Here is an 18,368-nt window from a genome sequence, read left to right on the forward strand (position 1 = left end):
TTCCTCGATTATTTTCTAATGCCTAACTTCTCTATTAATTCCTGATAGGCTTCATTACCAAATTTACGCTTTATATAATTTAAGTGCTTGCGTCTTCTACCTATCAATATAAGTAAACCACGCTTAGAGTGATGGTCATGCTTGTGCACTTTAAAATGCTCAGTTAAGTTACTGATCCTCTCGGTCAAAATTGCACATTGTACAAAAGATGAGCCTGTATCATCTTCTTTAATTGCATATATATTTATCAAACTCTTTTTCTTTTCGGATGTTATCGACATCTAAACCTCATTTTAAATATTAAAAACACGAATAGGCTTCACACAACCATAAATAAAACTGCAGATTGCAATAGGTACACTACCCACCACCGTACAACAAATATCATGATTCTTTAAATTACGCAAGTTATTTAATACAACTTCCTGACCTTTTCTGATTTTTCCCGCATCTTCTAGGGAAATTTCAACTTTGAACATCGATTTTAAAGCCGATTCAATGGGGATGACGAAACTTTTTGTATTACTCCCTGTCACTCCATCATCTTCTGTCATCCCACCCCCCTCTGTCATGAAAGTAGCTGACACTGGTTTCCATCCAAGACGGTGTCATTCCTTACTATTACCCACAAATATAAATGTACTTATAAATAAAGTATTACAATATTAGAGTTTGCAAATATTGAGGGTATAAAAATGGCAAACGAGAGTAATGAATGGGCTAAAAATGAATTTGGAGATGCTGTACTTGGAGATAAAAGATTAACTGACCGATTAGTAAATATTGCTGACAGTTTGATAAGTTTACCTGAAAGCTCAATTAATGAGGCATGCGGAAGTTGGTCAGAAGCAAAAGCAGCATATCGTTTTTTTTAAAATGAGAACGTAAAAGAAGTCGATATTCTAGCTTCACACATTGATAAAACAGTTGAGAGAACAAAAGCTCACAAGAGGGTTCTTGTCATTCAAGATACCAGTTACATTGTATATAATAACCATAAAAAAACAAGCGGATTAGCAAATTTGTCCAGTTATGATACTGCAAAAGGTATTATAATGCATACAGCTCTTGCCGTTAGTATAGAAGGTTTGGTACTAGGGATACTAGATCAAAAAGTTTATTCAAGACCTGAAGAAACTGAGAACCTTAAAAAAAAGAGCGATCGCATTGAAGATAAAGAAAGCGTAAAGTGGTTGGAAACTTTAAGAAAAACAAATAATATTATTGATCCAACTCAAACTGAGACTATAACTGTATGCGATAGAGAAGCAGATATATATGACTTTTTTGAGCTTGCACATAGTCTTAATTCGGCAGTGCTAGTTAGAGCATGCAGAGATAGAGCAGTAAATAGAAAATCTCGATATCCTGAAAAAGGTGAGCAGAAGTTATGGGCATTTATTAAATCCTCTCATTGTGCAGGTACGGTAGAAGTTGAAGTTCCTGTAAAAGATAATAAGCCAAAAAGAACAGCACGTTTGGAAGTTAGATTTGGAAAGTTTATGATGAATCCATCTAAGAATAATATTAGGCATAAGACGGAAGAACTACCTAAATTACCACTTTATGCAGTTTATGTTGTTGAGAAAACTCCCCTTCCCTTAAAAAAAACCGCTAGAATGGATGCTATTAACGAATCTTTCAGTTAATACTTTCGATGAAGCTGTTGAAAAAATTAGTTGATATCAACTATGTTTTTTAAAAATTTTTTTATTTGTGTAATTTTGCAAATTATATGGGCAATAAAAACCCGTTTGTCATAGAAATAGAATTTTATATCAAACAGCTACCACAGCAATTTCTGCTTAAGCTAATGAATATGTGCTTTAAGTCTGTGTGGACGCACATATTCATTAGCCAATTTCAGTTACCGTTGTGAAGATTTTTAAGTATGCAAATTAATTGCTTCTTTAAGTCTTGTATTAGCAATTACTATAATTTTACGCATTAGGGCTGTTATAGCCACCATCTTCTTCTTACCACTTTCAACAAGCTTAGAATAAAAGGCGCCAAGTATAGATTTTGACCTTGTAGCAGCCATAGCGGCTGTAAACAGCTTTGAACGAACGTTACTTCTACCACCTGTAATCCTTCGGTAACCAACAGCTTTACCACTTTCTTTTGGATGCGGTGCAACTCCGGCAAGACTTGCTACTTCTTTTCTATTTAAGTAACCAAGCTCTGGCATTAAACACAAAAAATCTTGTGATAACTTTTTACCTATTCCAGGAACTGTTTTAAGAATTTTTTGGCGTTGTTGTAATGCGCGGCTTTCATCAATAATCTTTTGTATAGTATCATTGAGTTCGTTTATTTGACTATCGAAAAACTCAATGGTCTTTTGACAGCTTTCTTTTATATGATCATTTTCCGGTGCTTCAAGTCTGCATTTTTCTTGAGTTCTCATTTGCGTAATATCATCACGACGTTGACAAAGTGCAGCCAAAGTTGATTGTTCTGTAGAGGTAGGTACAAATAGAGAGATAGTTCTATGGCGTTCAAATCCATATTGAGCAAGAGCTCTTGCATCTGATCTATCAGACTTTGCTAAAGTTCCGTGAGATAAAATAAAGCTTTTTACTTTACGAGTATTAGCTCGATGCACGGCAATATTTTTGTCGGTAAGAAAATGTGATAAGCCAAGCTCATATTTCCCTGTATTTTCTAAAGTCACTAAAGCATTAGGTAGAATATCTGAAAACTCTTGAAATAATTGTTGCCAACCAGAAGCATTATTATCAAATTCGACAGCATTCTTCTGTTTGTGAATTGCAACGACATTTTTAAATTTTCCGATGTCAATGCCAATAAAATTTTGATAAGATGTAACCATAATAAACCTCGATAGTTTTAGTTAATTTAAGATTGTAAACGGGTGCATATATATGTCCCAAGCAACTATTCAAACGTATCGAGAGATAGGGCTAGCGTACCTTGATACCAACGGTTGTAATACCAATTTCCTTTCGGTCGCGCACGCCCGCTATTCCTAGTGAGCAGGGTTATCTTTCTCTCTTATCTCTTTTATATCACGTTTTTAACTTACAATTGCCTTAGATGGAAAATAGAGATATTACATAAAATTTTAAATCCGGTCTCAAAGTTGAGGAATGTAGACTTGGAACAGCAGAAAGATTAATGAGGTATTTAACAGTCATGAGCATTATTGCTTGGAGAATTTTCTTTATTACATCAATTGCAAGAACTAACCCAACATTACCATGTACTGCCTTATTAGCTGAGGAAGAATGGAAAGTTTTATATGTTAAAATACACAGGAAACCATGTCCAAATATAGCCCCTACTATAAAAGAAGCCGTTTCGTGAACTTGGAGGTCATTTAGCAAGAAAAAGCGACCCAAAACCAGGACCAATTACTCTTTGGAAAGGATATAAACGTCTCTTTGATTTAGCAGAAGGATGGCGACTTGCTCACGAACCTCATATTTGTTGGTAATAGTAAGATTTGAGAGGTTGTCCACAAACCAAGGAATACGTAGTATATAAAGAAAGAATATTGAGGTAAGAGATGAGGAAAAAATATCCAACAGATTTAAGTAAAAGGGAATGGGCAAGAATAGAAAAACACTTCAGAGTATCGTACAAGAAAGGAGGAAGGCCACCAAAATACAGTAAGTGTGAGATAGTAAATGCAATTCTTTATATACTGCGCACAGGATGTCAATGGCGCTATTTACCACACGATTTTCCGCCGTGGAAGGCTGTGCATGAACAGTTTAGAAGATGGAAAAAGCAGGGAATTTTTGAGAAAATGAACTATGATATCACTAAATATAGTAGGTCAAAAATGGGAAGCCGAGCGCATGCATAGTGGACAGTCAATCGGTAAAAACCACGGAAAAAGGGGGGGCAAAGGTTATGATGGTGCGAAAAAGGTAAAGGGGAGAAAAAGACATATAATCACAGATACTCAAGGATTTGTGCTTGGTTGCTATGTAGGAGCTGCAAGCGAAAATGACAGAGATGGGGTGAAGATGGCATTGGACAATATGAAGGAAAAATACAGCAATATTAAGAAAATGTGGGCTGATATGGGATACCAAGGAAAAGATTTAAAGGATTACGTAAAGAGAGAATATGGGATAGATATTGAAATTGTCAAAAGGCCTCCATGTAGGTTTTGGGTGCATAAAGATACACCACTAGAACTATTGCCACAACGGGATCCTGGATTTTCAGTACAGCCGAGAAGGTGGGTGGTAGAGAGGACTTTTGCTTGGATCAATAGAAATAGAAGGCTATCAAAGGAGTACGATTTACTTACAACATCTACTGAAAGTTTCATATATCTGGCTATGAGTAAAGTTATGTTAAGTAGGGAATATGCTTGATTTACTGGTTTGTGGACAACCTCTAAGCTATGGGAACGCTGGCGCATTAGATTTTGATTTTATATTAGAAAATGAAAAGCTAAAAAATAAAATGAAAGGACAGAAAGTAAGAGTTATAGTGCTGACATTAGCCAACTGATACCAATTCTCATTGTTGTCCAGTCAAATAGGAAACATTGCAGAGTTGTTTAATTGTGGAGCTGGCAAGAGAAGTAATAAATTTGCACAAAGCACCCTCAAGTAGAGCAATTGTATCGTATATTTTATTGCGCAAAATGTTCTGTTTTATATATAACCAAAGCCTCTCAACAGGATTTAGCTCAGGTGAGTATGGAGGTAGGTATATAATGTCGATATTTTTAGGTACCTTTAAATTTTTTGACCTATGCCAACTAGCACAGTCCATAACGAGAAAAGCCTCTCGTGTTTCTAGATATTGCGAAATTTGCTCAAGAAATATGTTCATGCAATCAGTGTTGACATTTGGTGCAAATAAGCTAGAACTCTCTCCATTTCTAGGATTAACTGCACTATAGAGATAGAAATTTTGCCTACCTAATTTTGTTTTAACCTGTGCTCTAATCCCCTTTTTAAACCACCCATGTCCAACTTTTGAATGTGTGCCAAACCGTGATTCATCAAAGAAAAATAGCTCTTTTTCTGGATACTTGCTAATAGCTCCATTGAGATTTTTTTTTGAATTCCTCTTGTTTGCTTTTATCTTGTCCATTATGAACTGGTCTTGGTGTAATATATGAGAATTTCATCTTTTGCATATGGCGGTGTACTGTAGATTTGCTGATATTTAATCCGAACTTTTCCTGGATTCTTATTCTCATTTCTTTAATGGTGATATTAGGATTTTCTTCTATCCACTCTTCAATTTGCTGTAGTTGAGCCTGATTTAATTTAGTTTTTCTACGACGTTGTGAAGGAGCAAACAGTTTTTCTTCTCTGCCAATTTTCAAGAGTTTTACCCACGAAGTTAGTGCGCTTCTTGAAATGCAATATATTTTTGCTACAGCCGTTATACTGTACTTTTTTGCTGCAATTACAGCATTTAGTTTTTTTGAAACATATGCATTATTCCTTACTTTCTTCAGCATTTCTTTTGCTGATTCTACTACTTTTTCATCCAATAATTTTGATCTTAATGCCATTTAAACCTCGCTATTTTACTTACTTCAGTATGGCTTTTCTTCCATCATTGTCCATCTGTTTGCCCTGTAATGGGAATTGGTATGAGAAACAGAGTTTTTGACCGAGACTTTGGAGCAAAGCTTATGTGTTAAGGTGGCACATAGAGGAAACGACTCAAAGTAGGAGCAGAGTTAGAGAATTTTTCTGGAGAGGCTGTATTACAAGAATTTTGGGCAAACTTGGTCATGTGCAATATATTATCGCTTCATATATGTGATGCACAAGGGCCTTGGAACCCAGATCAAATTACTGAGTATCGTTTAAATTTTTCAGTTTTATTTAGTGTAATGAGACAGAAACTCTATCAGGTACTTATTGCACCAAAAAACTTTCAAGCCCTTTTTAAGTATACGCGCTAAAGTTAAAATCCGACCGGGACAGCCGCAATAAAGTAGATAAGCCTAAACGCCATCATGTCTTTAGGAGAGTTTGCTAATGAAAGTTCTTAAGTTGACGCCATTGGCTGAACGGATACGGAATGACACCATCCTTTTTTTTGGATTCCAGACTGGAATGACACCTCTGGACACTTCCGTCGTAAAGGAACCAGTGTCAGCTACTCGGATGACACCTTTTTTCTACTTAGTTTGGGTTATGCAAGAAGTCTAATGAAGTGAAAATAAATTTATTTACCAAAATAGAGTTGCCTTGGTCTACAGATCTTAGTTTCTTTATCATTTATCATTTCATACCACTGAGTAACCCAACCAGTGGTTCTTGCAAGTGCAAAAATAGGCGTGAACATATTTGAGGGAATATCGATAGCATTCATTATTATACCTGAGTAAAAATCAACATTTGGATATAACTTACGCACAATAAAATATTCATCCTTTAAAGCTATTTCTTCAAGTTTTTTTGCAATTTTAAGCAGTTCATTATTTTGTTCTAGTTTACTTAGAACCTCATGGCAAGCGCCTTTCAATATACGCGCGCGCGGATCATAATTTTTATAAACACGATGTCCAAATCCCATCAATTTAAATGGATCTTTATCATCTTTAGCTTTTTCGATGAATTTATCTATATCTCCACTTTGCTCTATCTCTTTTAGCATATTTATAACTGCCTCATTAGCTCCACCATGTGCTGGTCCCCAAAGTGTAGCAACTCCTGCAGAGAGGCTTGCAAACAGATTAGAACCAGCCGATCCCACCAATCTGACAGCCGCCGTAGAAGCATTCTGTTCATGATCAGCATGGAGAGTAAATATTTTATCCAGAGCTTTTGCAAAAAGGGTGCTTTTATCATTATCAACAGCATCGCCAAATATCATCTTTAAGAAATTTTCACTGTAACTTAATTCATTGTTAGCATTTATGAATTCCTGATTGTTGATATGCCTATAAATCATTGCAATAATTGTGGAAACTTGCGCTATTGCAGAAATTCCAAAATCTAGATCTTCACCATTGATATTGTTGCCATGCTTTTCATGGTAAGATGCTGACAAACTTGCAAAACATGCAACTAAGATTGACATAGGGTGAGCAGTTTTTGGAAATGCTTTAATTACATTTGTAACTTGCTCTGATACTTTGGATGATTCTTGTATTTTGAGAAGAAATTTTTTGTGTTGCTCTGAACTGGGTAATTCACCATAGAGCAATAAATAAATCACAGCAGTAAAATTATTATTCTCTGCCAAATCAGCTATATTATGTCCCCTATATTTAAGAACTCCTTCATCTCCATCAATGAATGTAATTGTAGAAGAGCATGAAGCTGTAGAAACAAACCCTGGATCGTAAGTGAATAATCCTGTCATCTTATATAAATCCTTGATATTTAACACATCAGGACCTGTTGTTCCGCTTAATACAGGTAGCTCGATTTTTAATCCATTACTTAGTTCTAATAGCACTTTTTTATCCATTACTTAAGCTACTTAAATTTTATACAGAATATACAAACTGAGGAGTATATATTAATACAGTTAACTTTACATTAACCGTATTAAGCGGTCATCAATGCTTTTACTTTTGCATTTAAGCGACTTATTTTACGCGCAGCAGTATTCCCATGAATAACACCTTTATTCACACACTTGTGTAAATTAGATTCAGCATTCCGAAATGCCAGAACAACATTTTCTTTGTCGCCAGACTTGATTATATCAACCAATTTTCTAATAGCGGTGCGAGTTTTACTTTTCCGCATCTTATTTATTAAAGTGCGTTTTGCTATTACCTTTATCATTTTTTTAGCACTCTTATGATTTGCCATATATTAATACCTAAAATACTGTACTTTCCTTTTAATTATAAAGTTTTTTTGTTAATTTGCAATATCAGTTTTTTCTATGGTTAATCTACTGCTTCTCTCTTCAATAATTTTTTCTAAACTTTGCAAGAATTCATTTTTGTTTAACCCAGAATATATTGGGGGCAATATTTCTATTACTGCCTTTCCGGGATTTTTTCTCAGAGAAAGTATGCTTTTTGGCCAAAACAAACCAGTGTTTAAAGCAACCGGTAACACAGGAACAGATAATACGCTATATAAAGCAGCAATACCTGGTTGATATTTTATATTTTGGTTTATAGTTGTTCTTGTACCTTCAGGAAATATTATTATGCTTCTATTTTCTTTTATACGCATTTTTGCTAGTTTGATTATATGGCGTATAGAACTGATACCATCTGAACGGTTAATAAAAATCATTTTCAGCGCTATAAGATGCAAACCAATGAATGGAATCCATTTCAATTCACGTTTTAAAATAAAAACCGCTTTTCTAAATAGTAGTATAAAAATAAATGTTTCAAATGGAGATTGGTGTTTAGATGCAATGATAAAAGGTTGCTTAGGGATGTTTTCCATTCCCCTCACTTCATATTTAATGCCACATAATAAACGCAGCATGAATAATACAACTCTCACCGAACAGACGAGGAAAATGGTTATTACACACTCAGAAAAGAAAATTACAGGGAGAGTAATGAAAGTATAGAATACCTCCCATAATATAAGAAAGAAATTAAACAATAAACTTGAAATCACAAACTCACATAAATTTATTTAAATTTAACTTTATTACAAATTAAAAACAATAAATTTAATTATTGATCATCTGAGTAATAGGATGCGAATCAGCTAATTTGTCCTTTAACTTTTCGTTAGCAATATGAGTATATATTTGTGTTGTAGAAAGGTTAGTATGGCCAAGAACTTTCTGTATCAACACAATATTTGCTCCGCTATCCAGTAGATGGGTAGCAAAAGAATGCCTAATCACGTGTGGAGAGATCTTATTTTCATCAATATTGCATTTTCTTGCTAACTCCTTCATTAATTGACCGACCCTCTGCCTTGTAATTGGTTTATTAGGTTTATCACCTGGGAATAGCCAATCAGACTCCTTTCTGTTAGAGAGCAGATTGTCACGAACTGATAAATAATTTCTAAGGCTCTGCAATGCTTGTTCATTAAAAAGAATTTGCCTCTCTCTACCACTTTTTCCTTTTATTATTATATAGCATTCTTTGTTATTACTGTTTATTAAATGCGACACTTCACATAATTTCATACTAATTAGTTCAGAAACACGCATTCCAGAAGAGTAAAGGATATCTAAAATCGCACATAGCCTTTTACTGCTTATCTCTTTATTCGATTCGCTTGCTGATTTTCTCACTGCGTCCATTAGCAAAAATATTTCTTCGACACTTAAATACTTAGGCAAAGGACGAGAAACTTTTGGATTCTTTAATTCAGCATCATTAGCCGGCGCTGGATTAAAATCTATTATTCCGTCATTAAATAGACACTTATAGAAATTTTTCATAGCGGATATTTTTCTTGATATAGAGCTACTTTTATATTTTTTTTGTGTACATAAAGATTTCACATAATCTTTAATATTGGTTTTGTTTACACCAACCAAGGTAGTGCCGCTTTCCAATAAAAATTCTTCAAACTGGTGTAAATCCGAACGATAACTTTCCAGAGTATTTTGTGTAGCGGACCTCTCTGAAGCTAAAGCATCTATGTAATATGTTATGTAAAGATTTTCTTTTTTATTTTGCGACTGTTTATTTTTCATTATCAGCTCCTATATTTATTTCTTTGGCTATAATTTGATTAGAAGTGTTCCCTGTGTTTCTTATGAGAAAATATGAGACAAATAAAGCATTTATCAATAGAGTGAACATCACAAACTTTTGCTTTAACCTTTTTCTTAAATTTAATCTTACTCTTATCATAGTTAAATTATAACGTTAAATCTATAAAAAACACCTTATAAAGTGAGCTCTACTATAAATATAGAATACTTCTTAGCTGTATCTATCTATATTTATTATAACATAACATTGATTATAATTCTAACATGGACAGATAGAGATTTCAATTACGTTAGTGTTATGGGTGTTAATAAATTTTTAATATACACCTTTACAAAAGAAGAAATCAAATGGCATCTTTTTTTAATAAAGTGCTAATAAAAGGAACGGTCACATTCGACCCTATAGATTCATTATCTATCTTCTCTATAATTTTATCAATGCTATAGAAAGAACGTTCTATTCTTGCTAAAATATAATTAATCACTTTTAAATCAATTTTTAACTGTTTATCTGAAAATCGTTTTATTAGCATAATTCTTAATAATTCCTCGCTTGCAGGCAAAATTTTTACGCTGATAGTTGATAATATTCGAGAACTTAAATCTCTTAATTTGAAGTTAAGCTTTTTTGGTGAAATTGAAGAAGTGATTAGCAGCCTCTTGTCACTTTCTTTCATGTAATTGTAACAATGTAATAACATTGCTTCATCTTTAATGTTTTGTACGTCTTCTAAAATAAAAGCATCGCTATACCTAATCTCGCTTACGAAGTTATTCACATTGATAAAAATTGCATCGTTTATTGATTGCCAAATATGAGCAAGATGAGTTTTACCGGAGCTTTTAGGTCCAAAAAGAATCAGACATTTCCAAGATAAATCATTAACTACCGAATTATACACGTGCTTATTTTCATCTAAGACGATGTAATTCTGCCGACTATAATCAGCTTGATTGTTGTTAAATAAATTTAATTGCACGTTGAACCTCTTACGTAACCTCTTTCTGGTAGTAATTTTTGCGCAGAAATTTACTTACGCTCCTCAAATGTGTCAGGTATTCTGGGCTCATTTCTCCTCTTACCATAAATTGATTATGCAAAAGGTCTGTTAGCCGTTTTTATAAAGCTCACTTTTAAAATATTTATTGATTGCATATTCTACTGATACATTGAACATTGCTATTATTGGAATAAAAAGTAATATACCTATAAATCCAAAATATGAAGCGCATATAGTAATTCCCAGAATAATTACAGTTGGATGTATATGAACTTTTTTTCCTATTAATAAAGGAACTAATATGTTTGAATCTATTAATTGCCCAACACCAAATAATAGCAAAACAGCAGCACTTTCAAACCATCCACTAAATTGAGTGATAGCGCTCAAAAACCCAATAATGGTATATAATAATGGCCCTACGTAAGGTATGAACGTTAACATTCCTGATAAAATTCCAATAACAATAGAGTGTTTCAATCCGATTATGCTCAGGCTTACAGAGTAAAAGATCATCATGACAATACATACATTTACCTGCCCCTTTAGATAATTAGATATAATGAAATCCACTTTGAAAAAATAATCTGCAATTTTTCCCCTGTAAGGAATAGGGATTAATTTATTAGCTTTTTCTATAATTAAAGGCCAATCACGTAATATATAGAAAAACACTACAGGAGTAATCACCATTAATGATACCGTGTTAAAGCTTGAACTTAACACTTGGATTATAAAGTTACTAGCAATATCAAGAGCATTCATGAAATAAGATACATAGTTGCTGTAATTTTCTGCTAGATTTTTAGATAAGTGATCAAATAAGCTATCCTCGATTTTTATATTAAGAAATTCTAATACAGAGGGGATTACTTTAAGCTCTAATGAAGGCACTTTACTCACTAAGAAATTTAATATTGAAGTAATTTGAGCATATATAATAGGTAAAACAAATGTTATGACTAGTATAAAAGCTATTAATAAAACAAGTATTATAAAAATTACAGAACATGAACGTGGTATTCTATACTTTTCAAACTTAATTACTAGCGGATTAAACAAATATGCAATAATAATAGATATTAAACATGGAAAAATCATAGTACGCATCAGGAATAACATCCCTATTATAAAAAGCAGTATGAAACAAATAGTTATATGACGTTTTTGCATGTGTTTAGCATAGCTAATTTACTGAAAAATATGCAATTTATTTTTCCTATGTTGAAAGTATTTTACGATTTGTAATACTATCGTTTTTTACTAAAATTTAGTTGTTTAATCCGCAGGCAAAGATAGATTTTGAGCTCTCTAAATATCTCTTTTGCTATTATAATTATGCTAGTTAATAGGGGAAGTAACTTTTATATGATGTCAGAAATTTTATTTTTCGGAAAGAATCTTGGATAGAGAGGAAAGCTTCTACAAAAAGAAATATGTGCGCTAAGAAATACAAAATAGCAGCATTAATAGTTGCAGCGGGAGTAGGCAGTAGATGCAATTCTACGATTCCTAAGCAATATATAAAACTGGCAGGTAAATCTGTTTTATTTCATACAATTAAAAGATTTCTGGCTAACCAATATATAGATTACATAAGAATAGCAATTAATAGAGACCATGAAAGTTTCTATGAGAAAGCTATATCACTAATTACAGACACTAAATTACTAAGCCCTGTATACGGAGGAGAAAACAGGCAAAGTTCAGTTAAACTAGGGCTTGAAAGCTTACAAAAAGTTAACCCAGATTTTGTAGTTATACACGATGCTTGTAGGCCTTTTGTGTCAGATGTTCTGATAGATAACTTGGTTGAATCTATGATTAATGATCAATATACAGGAGTAGTTCCAGCAATAGAAGTTGAAGACACTATGTCATTGGTGAGTAATAGTTTTATTGAATCTACGATTTCAAGAGGAAAGCTCAGAGCCATACAAACCCCTCAAATTTTTAATTTCAAAGAATTATTATCATGCCATCAATCAGTCAAAGAATTTACTGACGATTCATCACTAATGGTAGAGCACAAAAAACATGTTGCGATTATTAAAGGTGAGAAAAGCAATTTTAAGTTAACCACAAAAGAGGATATCAATATGGCAAAGCTTCTTTTTGAAGAGCCAAAATTTCGTGTCGGAGCCGGTTATGATATACATAAGTTCATTAAAGTTCAAAATGGTGCTGAAAGCTTTATAAAAATTTGCGGTGTGAAAATTGAACACAACATGGCAATAGAAGCGCACTCTGATGGTGATGTTGCAATACATGCAATCGTTGATGCAATACTCGGAGCACTGGGATGTGGCGACATAGGAGAGCACTTTCCTCCTAGTTCCTCTGAATGGAAAGATTGCAATTCATCTCACTTTCTTGACTTTGCTGCTAAAAAAGCAAAAGAAAAAGGGTACAGCGTGTCTAATTTAGATATTACTATAGTTTGTGAAGAGCCTAAAATATCGCCTTACAAAGTAGAAATGAAGAAATTCATATCAAAAGCATTAGAAATTGATGATGAATTTGTAAATATCAAAGCAACCACTGCAGAGAAATTAGGTTATATTGGAAGAAATGAAGGAATAGCAGTGCATGCTTCTGTGTTATTGCATACAAACTTTTATTGGGAATAGAAACGAAAAACTTCCTTGACAAGCCTCGCCAGCTCCCTTATCATAAAACTGAAGCTATTTATTTATCTTCGCAATCTGTGCAGGTTAATGACAAAAAACTTAGGGTATTTGGCGTCTCATGTTTAATTTTTCGCACTACGTGCGTCGCATGTCTTTAAAAATTTCTGGGTTTTTACCTATATAAGCCGAAACGCGCTTACAAAGCGTTTAAGAAAGCAAAAAACGTCAAATTGACAAGGGAGAATTGGAATGCTAGCTACTACGGGGTTTCTTTGCCTTTTTTCCTGCTTAGTAAATTTCTTAAACACTTGCGGTGTAGGTTAGTTGCAAGTTAAAAGCAGCTAAATCGCTCTTAGTCAAGCGTTTTAGAATAAAAAAAACGCCGATATTTTAGTACATAGTAAATAGCCAACCACCACGGGGCTTCTTTTGCCTTTTTTTTATTTGGTAAATTTCTTAATATTTATGGCTAAACGACAATCGTCATCCCGCTACTTGTTAGCGGGATCTAGAGATACCGCGGCGGCATGACGTAGGACTGCTGTCATTCAAGTAGCTGACGCTGGAACCCAGCCTTGCTGTAATCTCATCAAGAACGTTGTGTTTTAACATAAGATCAGCCACTTTTATGCTTACCAACTTAATAAAATTCCTGGATCCAAGTAGTCAGGCTACTCGGATGACACCTTCACAAAGTGAAATGAGATCCCGCTAACAAGCAGCGGGATGACGGGAAAAGAGGTGCTAGAATGACACCGTTTACTATGTAACATCTCATCATATCACAATGTTCGTACAGTTGTGGCGGTATGACGTAGAAAAACTGTTAACTTAAATCTATATTGACATGTCCCATTTTACGCTTATCCCTAACCTCTTTTTTCCCATATATGGTTAAACTAGCTTTTTCGTTGCTCAAATACTTATGAGAATCATATATATCATTACCTATTATATTTTTCGTCATACAAGGAAAGCGTAATACTACTTCCTGCATAGGTAACCCGCATATTATCCTAACTAGCTGTTCAAATTGACTAACGTTACATGCATCCAAGCTCCAGTGGCAAGAATTGTGAGGTCTGGGAGCTAGTTCATTAACTAACAATTCGTTATCTTTAGTAACAAAAAATTCAATAGCCAGAATTCCTATTACATCAAGCGCATTTGCTATTTTCTTTGCAGCTCGTTGTACCTCTTGAGTTAATTTGCTATCTATTTTAGCTGGCACTGTTGAAGTATCAAGTATTCCATCAACGTGGTAATTTTCTGCTATAGGAAAAAAAGCTACTTTACAGTTTTTATCTCTTGCAACGACTATTGAAACCTCTTTCAGTAAATCAACACTTGCTTCAAGAATGTACTCTGTATTCCAATCAAAGGAAGCAAATTGCTTCACTTCAGAATCATTCTCAAGCACATATTGTCCTTTTCCATCGTAACCCATTTCTGTTGTTTTCAGCCTTATTGGATAGCCAAAAGCTCTACTGCTTTTCAGTAGCTCATTATAATTTTGTATACTCTTATAGTTAGCAGTTTTTATACCCAAGTTTTTAATAAAATCCTTTTCTCTCAGTCTGTTCTGCGAAATGTGTAACGCTTTTTTACCCGGATAAAAATTTACATCGATATCAATTGCACTACATGGAATATTTTCAGACTCAATAGTAACTAAATCCACACTCTGTGCAAAAGATTCAAGAGCTTTCTTATCAGAGAAATCTGCTATTGTGAAATCATCAGCAACAGAGCAAGCCGGATCGTCTTTAGCACTGGCAAAAACATGTGTTTTTTGTCCAAGTTTTGTTGCAGCGATAGCAGTCATTTTACCTAATTGTCCACCACCTATTATTCCTATTACTTTTTTGCTAAGCGCATCTGGTTCGTTCATACTATAAATTGATATTTCCTAATTAAAGTATACTTGAAAAATCTATGAAAAAAGCATATAATTAGAATATTATCTTTTTATCATGAATATTCTATAATGATTCTAGAATACACATTGACTACCAACTTTGTTGAAGTTACAGTTTTACCAATTTACATTGAAGAGCAATCCATTCCTTATGAAAATTGCTATGTATGGATGTATAACGTTAAGATAAAAAACAAAAGCCAATCAACTATTCAATTGTTAAGTCGTCATTGGCAAATAATAGATTATAAGGGCAAAGTAAATGAAATTGCCGGAGTTGGTGTTATCGGAGAACAGCCTGTGATAAAATCTGGAGAGGTATTTAAATACACAAGTGGAACATACTTAAATGTACCGTCAGGAATAATGCAGGGTAAGTATGAATTTCTGAATGAAGAAAGCATAAAAGTTTTTGAAGTTATGATACCACCCTTTTCTTTGGATAGTCCATACATCAAAACTAGACCCCATTAACTGTCAAAATAGTTTATTTGTAACCAGACTGCATTCTGTGATTTTTAGCAAAGCACGATCTTTCATTTGAGCTTTCTTCAATTTAAAATAAATACAGAAACTAGCTATCTTCAAAAATATGGTTGAATAATTGTTAATAATAGTGTATAATTATTAATATTTTCAAGCATTTTTGCCATGGCTCTTTCAAAATTTCTCGATCCTCGCAATGATTTGTGTTTCAAAAAAATCTTTGGAACGGAAAAAAATAAGAATATCCTGATCCACTTTTTGAACGATATTTTAGGGTTTACTGAGATAAATGCAATACAAGAAGTTGAGTTTCTTAGCACTATTATGGATCCCGAAGTTGCCTCTGATAAACAAAGTATTGTTGATGTTCTCTGCAAGGATTCTCACGGAAATAGATATATAGCAGAAATGCAGCTCGCTAGAGACAAGGGCTTCGAAAAACGCGCTCAATTATATGCCGCTAAAGCCTACTCAAGACAATTAGATAAATCTGGCAACTACATTGATTTAAAGAAAGTCTTCTTTATTGCTATATCAAATTGTAACTTACTTCCTGAAGAAGTTGATTATATTTCTACTCACAATATACGTGATATAAAAACTAACGGCCATTACTTAAAAGATTTTCAGTTTGTCTTTATTGAGTTGCCTAAATTCGCAAAAAATAAAGTAGAGCAGTTAGAAAGTATAGTAGAAAGGTGGTGTTTCTTTTTTAAATACGCAGAAGAAACAACAGAAGAGGACTTAAAAGAGATAGCAGAAAAAGCGCCAATAATAAAGCTAGCATATGATGAATTAGACAAGTTTCGTTGGAACGAAAAAGATTTAGTAGCCTATGAAGAAAGGATAATGGATCTACGCAAAGAAGAAGCTATTCTTGAATACAGACTTGATCTTGCTGAAGAGAAAGGTATACAAAAAGGTATAGAGAAAGGGAAAATTGAAGGGAAAATTGAAGGGAAAATTGAAGTCGCAAAAGCAATGCTGGCTAATAATGTTGATGTCAACACTATTGTTAAGTTTACTGGCCTTTCTATTAGTGAGATTGAAGAATTAAGTGGAAATCTGTGAACAGTTACGTTTATTTTTTATCCTTATCATCAAGTGTAAATAAGGTTATTGTAGAGATTAAGCCTATTATAACTATTATTAACGAAAATGGGGCAGCTTCTCTATAGCGCTCATCGCTTACAAGTTCATATATTCTAGTTGATATAGTTTCAAAATTAAATGGTCTTATAATAAGTGTTGCTGTGAGCTCTTTGATAGTATCCATAAATACGAGCAAAAATCCCGATAATATACTCTTCTTGATGAGAGGGATATGAACATTCAAACATGTGGAAATAGGTCCATGACCCATAGTATATGCAGTCCACTCAATTTCATTTGGTGTTTTTTTGAGCCCTGACTCTACCGCCTTGAAAGATATAGCAAAAAAACGGAATAAATATGAGTAAACTAATGCGCCAATAGTTCCTACTAAGCTAATTTCCACAACATATTGAGTAATGAAAGAGGATATTCTGCTTAAAAATATTATTATACTAATTGCGATAATTGCATTTGGAATTGCGTAGCCTAAAGAAATGAGACGCGCTATATTGTTGATTACCTTATTTTTACGCGCCGTATATCCAATCATTATTGCAATGCTAATTGAGATTAATGCGGTGATAAATGATAAACTAATGCTATTTGCTATTATGTTATAGAATCTTGCTTCGTATATGAAAAACCCCTTCTCTATGCTCCAATATATGAGCGGAATCATTGGCAAAATAAAACCTATTAATATCGGCAATACACACATAAGATAAGCAAAGATCAACGGTATAGCGCCACTTATACTCCGTTTGTTGTGATAATCTGAATTGGTATTGATTGAAGAGTAGGATATTCCTTTTTTTTGTAGTTTTTTTTCGATAGCTATTAGTGTTGCAACGAAAATCAACTCTGCAACTGCTAAAACAGTAGTTGAATATTTGTCATGCAGTAAAAACCAGGTGCGATATATTCCTGTCGTAAAAGTATCGATAGCAAGAAACTGTGGTGTGCCGAAATCTGTAATTACTTCCATTAGTACCAAAGACAACCCAGCTATAATTGATGGGCGTATGGAGGGTATGATGACAGAAAACAGGCTCTTCAATGAGGAGAACCCAAGTGTTGACGCAATAGTGACTGAGTTACTAACATTCTTTAGACTTGAGCGGACTAACATATAAACGTATGGATATAGGCTGAATCCCATTACTAATATTCCACCACCTAGGGATTTTATTTCAGGAAACCAATAGTCACCTTTGCTCCACTCTAAAATGTCTCTTAATGAGCTCTGCACCGGACCTGAAAACTCTAGTGTATTTACATAGACGAACGCTACTATATATCCAGGAATCGATATTGGAAAGAACAAAGCAATCTCAAAAATTTTACTTCCAGGAAATGAAAAAAATGTGGTAAGCCAAGCTGGAATTACTCCAAATATAAAGGATATTCCCCCCACTCCTATCATCAAAATTAACGTATTCAGTATATATTCAGGGAAAAGTGTGCTGATTACCCATCCAGAATTTGCTGATTCTGTAAATAGAATCGATATTAACGATAGTATAGGACAGACGAATAATATACTTACTGAAAATAAGAATATATTTTTAAATACTCTCAAAAACATTAATTTGGATCTATATTTGATATTAAAATGTTATA

At 33.7% G+C, this 18,368-nt stretch carries 16 protein-coding genes and 4 pseudogenes; 8 read left to right on the forward strand and 12 right to left on the reverse strand.

Translation table 11 applies throughout. From position 1 onward, the window contains the following. Positions 1–8: 8 nt before the first annotated feature. Together rpsO and ABWU31_RS00335 are read right to left on the reverse strand one after the other, a co-directional pair. The gene (gene rpsO, locus ABWU31_RS00330) at positions 9–281 is read right to left on the reverse strand and encodes a 30S ribosomal protein S15 (protein ID WP_006279944.1); all 273 of its coding nucleotides are present in this window, start codon (positions 279–281) and stop codon (positions 9–11) included. 12 nt (positions 282–293) lie between these two features. Next, entirely contained in the window at positions 294–554 is a 261-nt protein-coding gene (locus ABWU31_RS00335) for a hypothetical protein (protein WP_012673289.1), read from the reverse strand. A gap of 141 nt (positions 555–695) precedes the next feature. Between ABWU31_RS00335 and ABWU31_RS00340 the strand changes: the two are divergent. Further along, positions 696–1,677: pseudogene (locus ABWU31_RS00340) on the forward strand (IS4 family transposase); the annotation flags it as partial. Between the two features lie 208 nt (positions 1,678–1,885). Here the strand turns inward: ABWU31_RS00340 and ABWU31_RS00345 are convergent. Further along, positions 1,886–2,833, reverse strand: a complete 948-nt coding sequence (locus tag ABWU31_RS00345) for an IS110 family transposase (RefSeq protein ID WP_353271213.1) — start codon at positions 2,831–2,833, stop codon at positions 1,886–1,888. 216 nt (positions 2,834–3,049) lie between these two features. Between ABWU31_RS00345 and ABWU31_RS00350 the strand changes: the two are divergent. From ABWU31_RS00350 to ABWU31_RS00360, 3 genes and pseudogenes are all read left to right on the forward strand, one after another. Continuing rightward, positions 3,050–3,457: pseudogene (locus ABWU31_RS00350) on the forward strand (IS4 family transposase); the annotation flags it as partial. A gap of 72 nt (positions 3,458–3,529) precedes the next feature. Beyond that, positions 3,530–4,352, forward strand: a pseudogene (locus tag ABWU31_RS00355) (IS5 family transposase). After that, positions 4,345–4,491: a hypothetical protein gene (locus ABWU31_RS00360; protein ID WP_353271234.1), complete on the forward strand. Its 147-nt coding sequence runs from the start codon at positions 4,345–4,347 to the stop codon at positions 4,489–4,491. The pseudogene ABWU31_RS00355 and the gene ABWU31_RS00360 overlap by 8 nt, the downstream one beginning before the upstream one ends. A 9-nt stretch (positions 4,492–4,500) precedes the next feature. On the opposite strand, the gene ABWU31_RS00365 is transcribed toward ABWU31_RS00360, so the two are convergent. Further along, a protein-coding gene (locus ABWU31_RS00365) for an IS630 family transposase (protein WP_353271235.1) occupies positions 4,501–5,512 on the reverse strand; the annotation gives its coding sequence in 2 pieces (ribosomal slippage) (positions 4,501–5,049 and positions 5,051–5,512; 1,011 coding nt in all). 113 nt (positions 5,513–5,625) lie between these two features. Between ABWU31_RS00365 and ABWU31_RS00370 the strand changes: the two are divergent. Beyond that, positions 5,626–5,988 (forward strand): annotated as a pseudogene (locus ABWU31_RS00370) (IS4 family transposase); the annotation flags it as partial. Between the two features lie 189 nt (positions 5,989–6,177). Here ABWU31_RS00370 and ABWU31_RS00375 read toward each other — a convergent pair. From ABWU31_RS00375 to ABWU31_RS00400, 6 genes are all read right to left on the reverse strand, one after another. Beyond that, entirely contained in the window at positions 6,178–7,428 is a 1,251-nt protein-coding gene (locus ABWU31_RS00375) for a citrate synthase (protein WP_077188600.1), read from the reverse strand. 80 nt (positions 7,429–7,508) lie between these two features. Continuing rightward, positions 7,509–7,778, reverse strand: a complete 270-nt coding sequence (gene rpsT, locus ABWU31_RS00380; RefSeq protein WP_353271236.1) for a 30S ribosomal protein S20 — start codon at positions 7,776–7,778, stop codon at positions 7,509–7,511. 51 nt (positions 7,779–7,829) lie between these two features. After that, entirely contained in the window at positions 7,830–8,555 is a 726-nt protein-coding gene (locus ABWU31_RS00385) for a lysophospholipid acyltransferase family protein (protein WP_006279235.1), read from the reverse strand. 55 nt (positions 8,556–8,610) lie between these two features. Continuing rightward, positions 8,611–9,597: a tyrosine recombinase gene (locus ABWU31_RS00390; RefSeq protein WP_265023569.1), complete on the reverse strand. Its 987-nt coding sequence runs from the start codon at positions 9,595–9,597 to the stop codon at positions 8,611–8,613. A 365-nt stretch (positions 9,598–9,962) separates the two neighbouring features. After that, on the reverse strand, positions 9,963–10,598 hold the full coding sequence (locus ABWU31_RS00395; RefSeq protein ID WP_077188602.1) for a DnaA ATPase domain-containing protein: 636 nt from the start codon (positions 10,596–10,598) through the stop codon (positions 9,963–9,965). A gap of 129 nt (positions 10,599–10,727) precedes the next feature. Continuing rightward, entirely contained in the window at positions 10,728–11,792 is a 1,065-nt protein-coding gene (locus ABWU31_RS00400) for an AI-2E family transporter (RefSeq protein WP_353271237.1), read from the reverse strand. A 263-nt stretch (positions 11,793–12,055) separates the two neighbouring features. On the opposite strand from ABWU31_RS00400, the gene ABWU31_RS00405 reads away from it, so the two are divergent. Then, on the forward strand, positions 12,056–13,249 hold the full coding sequence (locus ABWU31_RS00405) for a bifunctional 2-C-methyl-D-erythritol 4-phosphate cytidylyltransferase/2-C-methyl-D-erythritol 2,4-cyclodiphosphate synthase (RefSeq protein WP_077188604.1): 1,194 nt from the start codon (positions 12,056–12,058) through the stop codon (positions 13,247–13,249). An 826-nt stretch (positions 13,250–14,075) separates the two neighbouring features. Here ABWU31_RS00405 and ABWU31_RS00410 read toward each other — a convergent pair. Next, a complete protein-coding gene (locus ABWU31_RS00410) occupies positions 14,076–15,140 on the reverse strand; it encodes a 5-(carboxyamino)imidazole ribonucleotide synthase (protein WP_006279559.1) in 1,065 nt (354 codons plus the stop codon). A 99-nt stretch (positions 15,141–15,239) separates the two neighbouring features. Between ABWU31_RS00410 and apaG the strand changes: the two genes are divergently transcribed. Next, positions 15,240–15,641: a Co2+/Mg2+ efflux protein ApaG gene (apaG, locus tag ABWU31_RS00415; RefSeq protein ID WP_179951370.1), complete on the forward strand. Its 402-nt coding sequence runs from the start codon at positions 15,240–15,242 to the stop codon at positions 15,639–15,641. Positions 15,642–15,818: 177 nt separating this feature from the next. Then, positions 15,819–16,724 (forward strand): Rpn family recombination-promoting nuclease/putative transposase, encoded by a 906-nt coding sequence (locus ABWU31_RS00420; RefSeq protein ID WP_077188606.1) that lies wholly within the window; start codon positions 15,819–15,821, stop codon positions 16,722–16,724. A 10-nt stretch (positions 16,725–16,734) separates the two neighbouring features. Here the strand turns inward: ABWU31_RS00420 and ABWU31_RS00425 are convergent, their stop codons facing one another. Further along, complete coding sequence (locus tag ABWU31_RS00425; RefSeq protein WP_236514351.1) at positions 16,735–18,333, reverse strand: ABC transporter permease; 1,599 nt, start codon at positions 18,331–18,333, stop codon at positions 16,735–16,737. Positions 18,334–18,368 lie beyond the last annotated feature (35 nt).

Source organism: Wolbachia endosymbiont (group A) of Alloplasta piceator, assembly GCF_964028505.1.
GTDB classification, from domain to species: domain Bacteria; phylum Pseudomonadota; class Alphaproteobacteria; order Rickettsiales; family Anaplasmataceae; genus Wolbachia; species Wolbachia pipientis.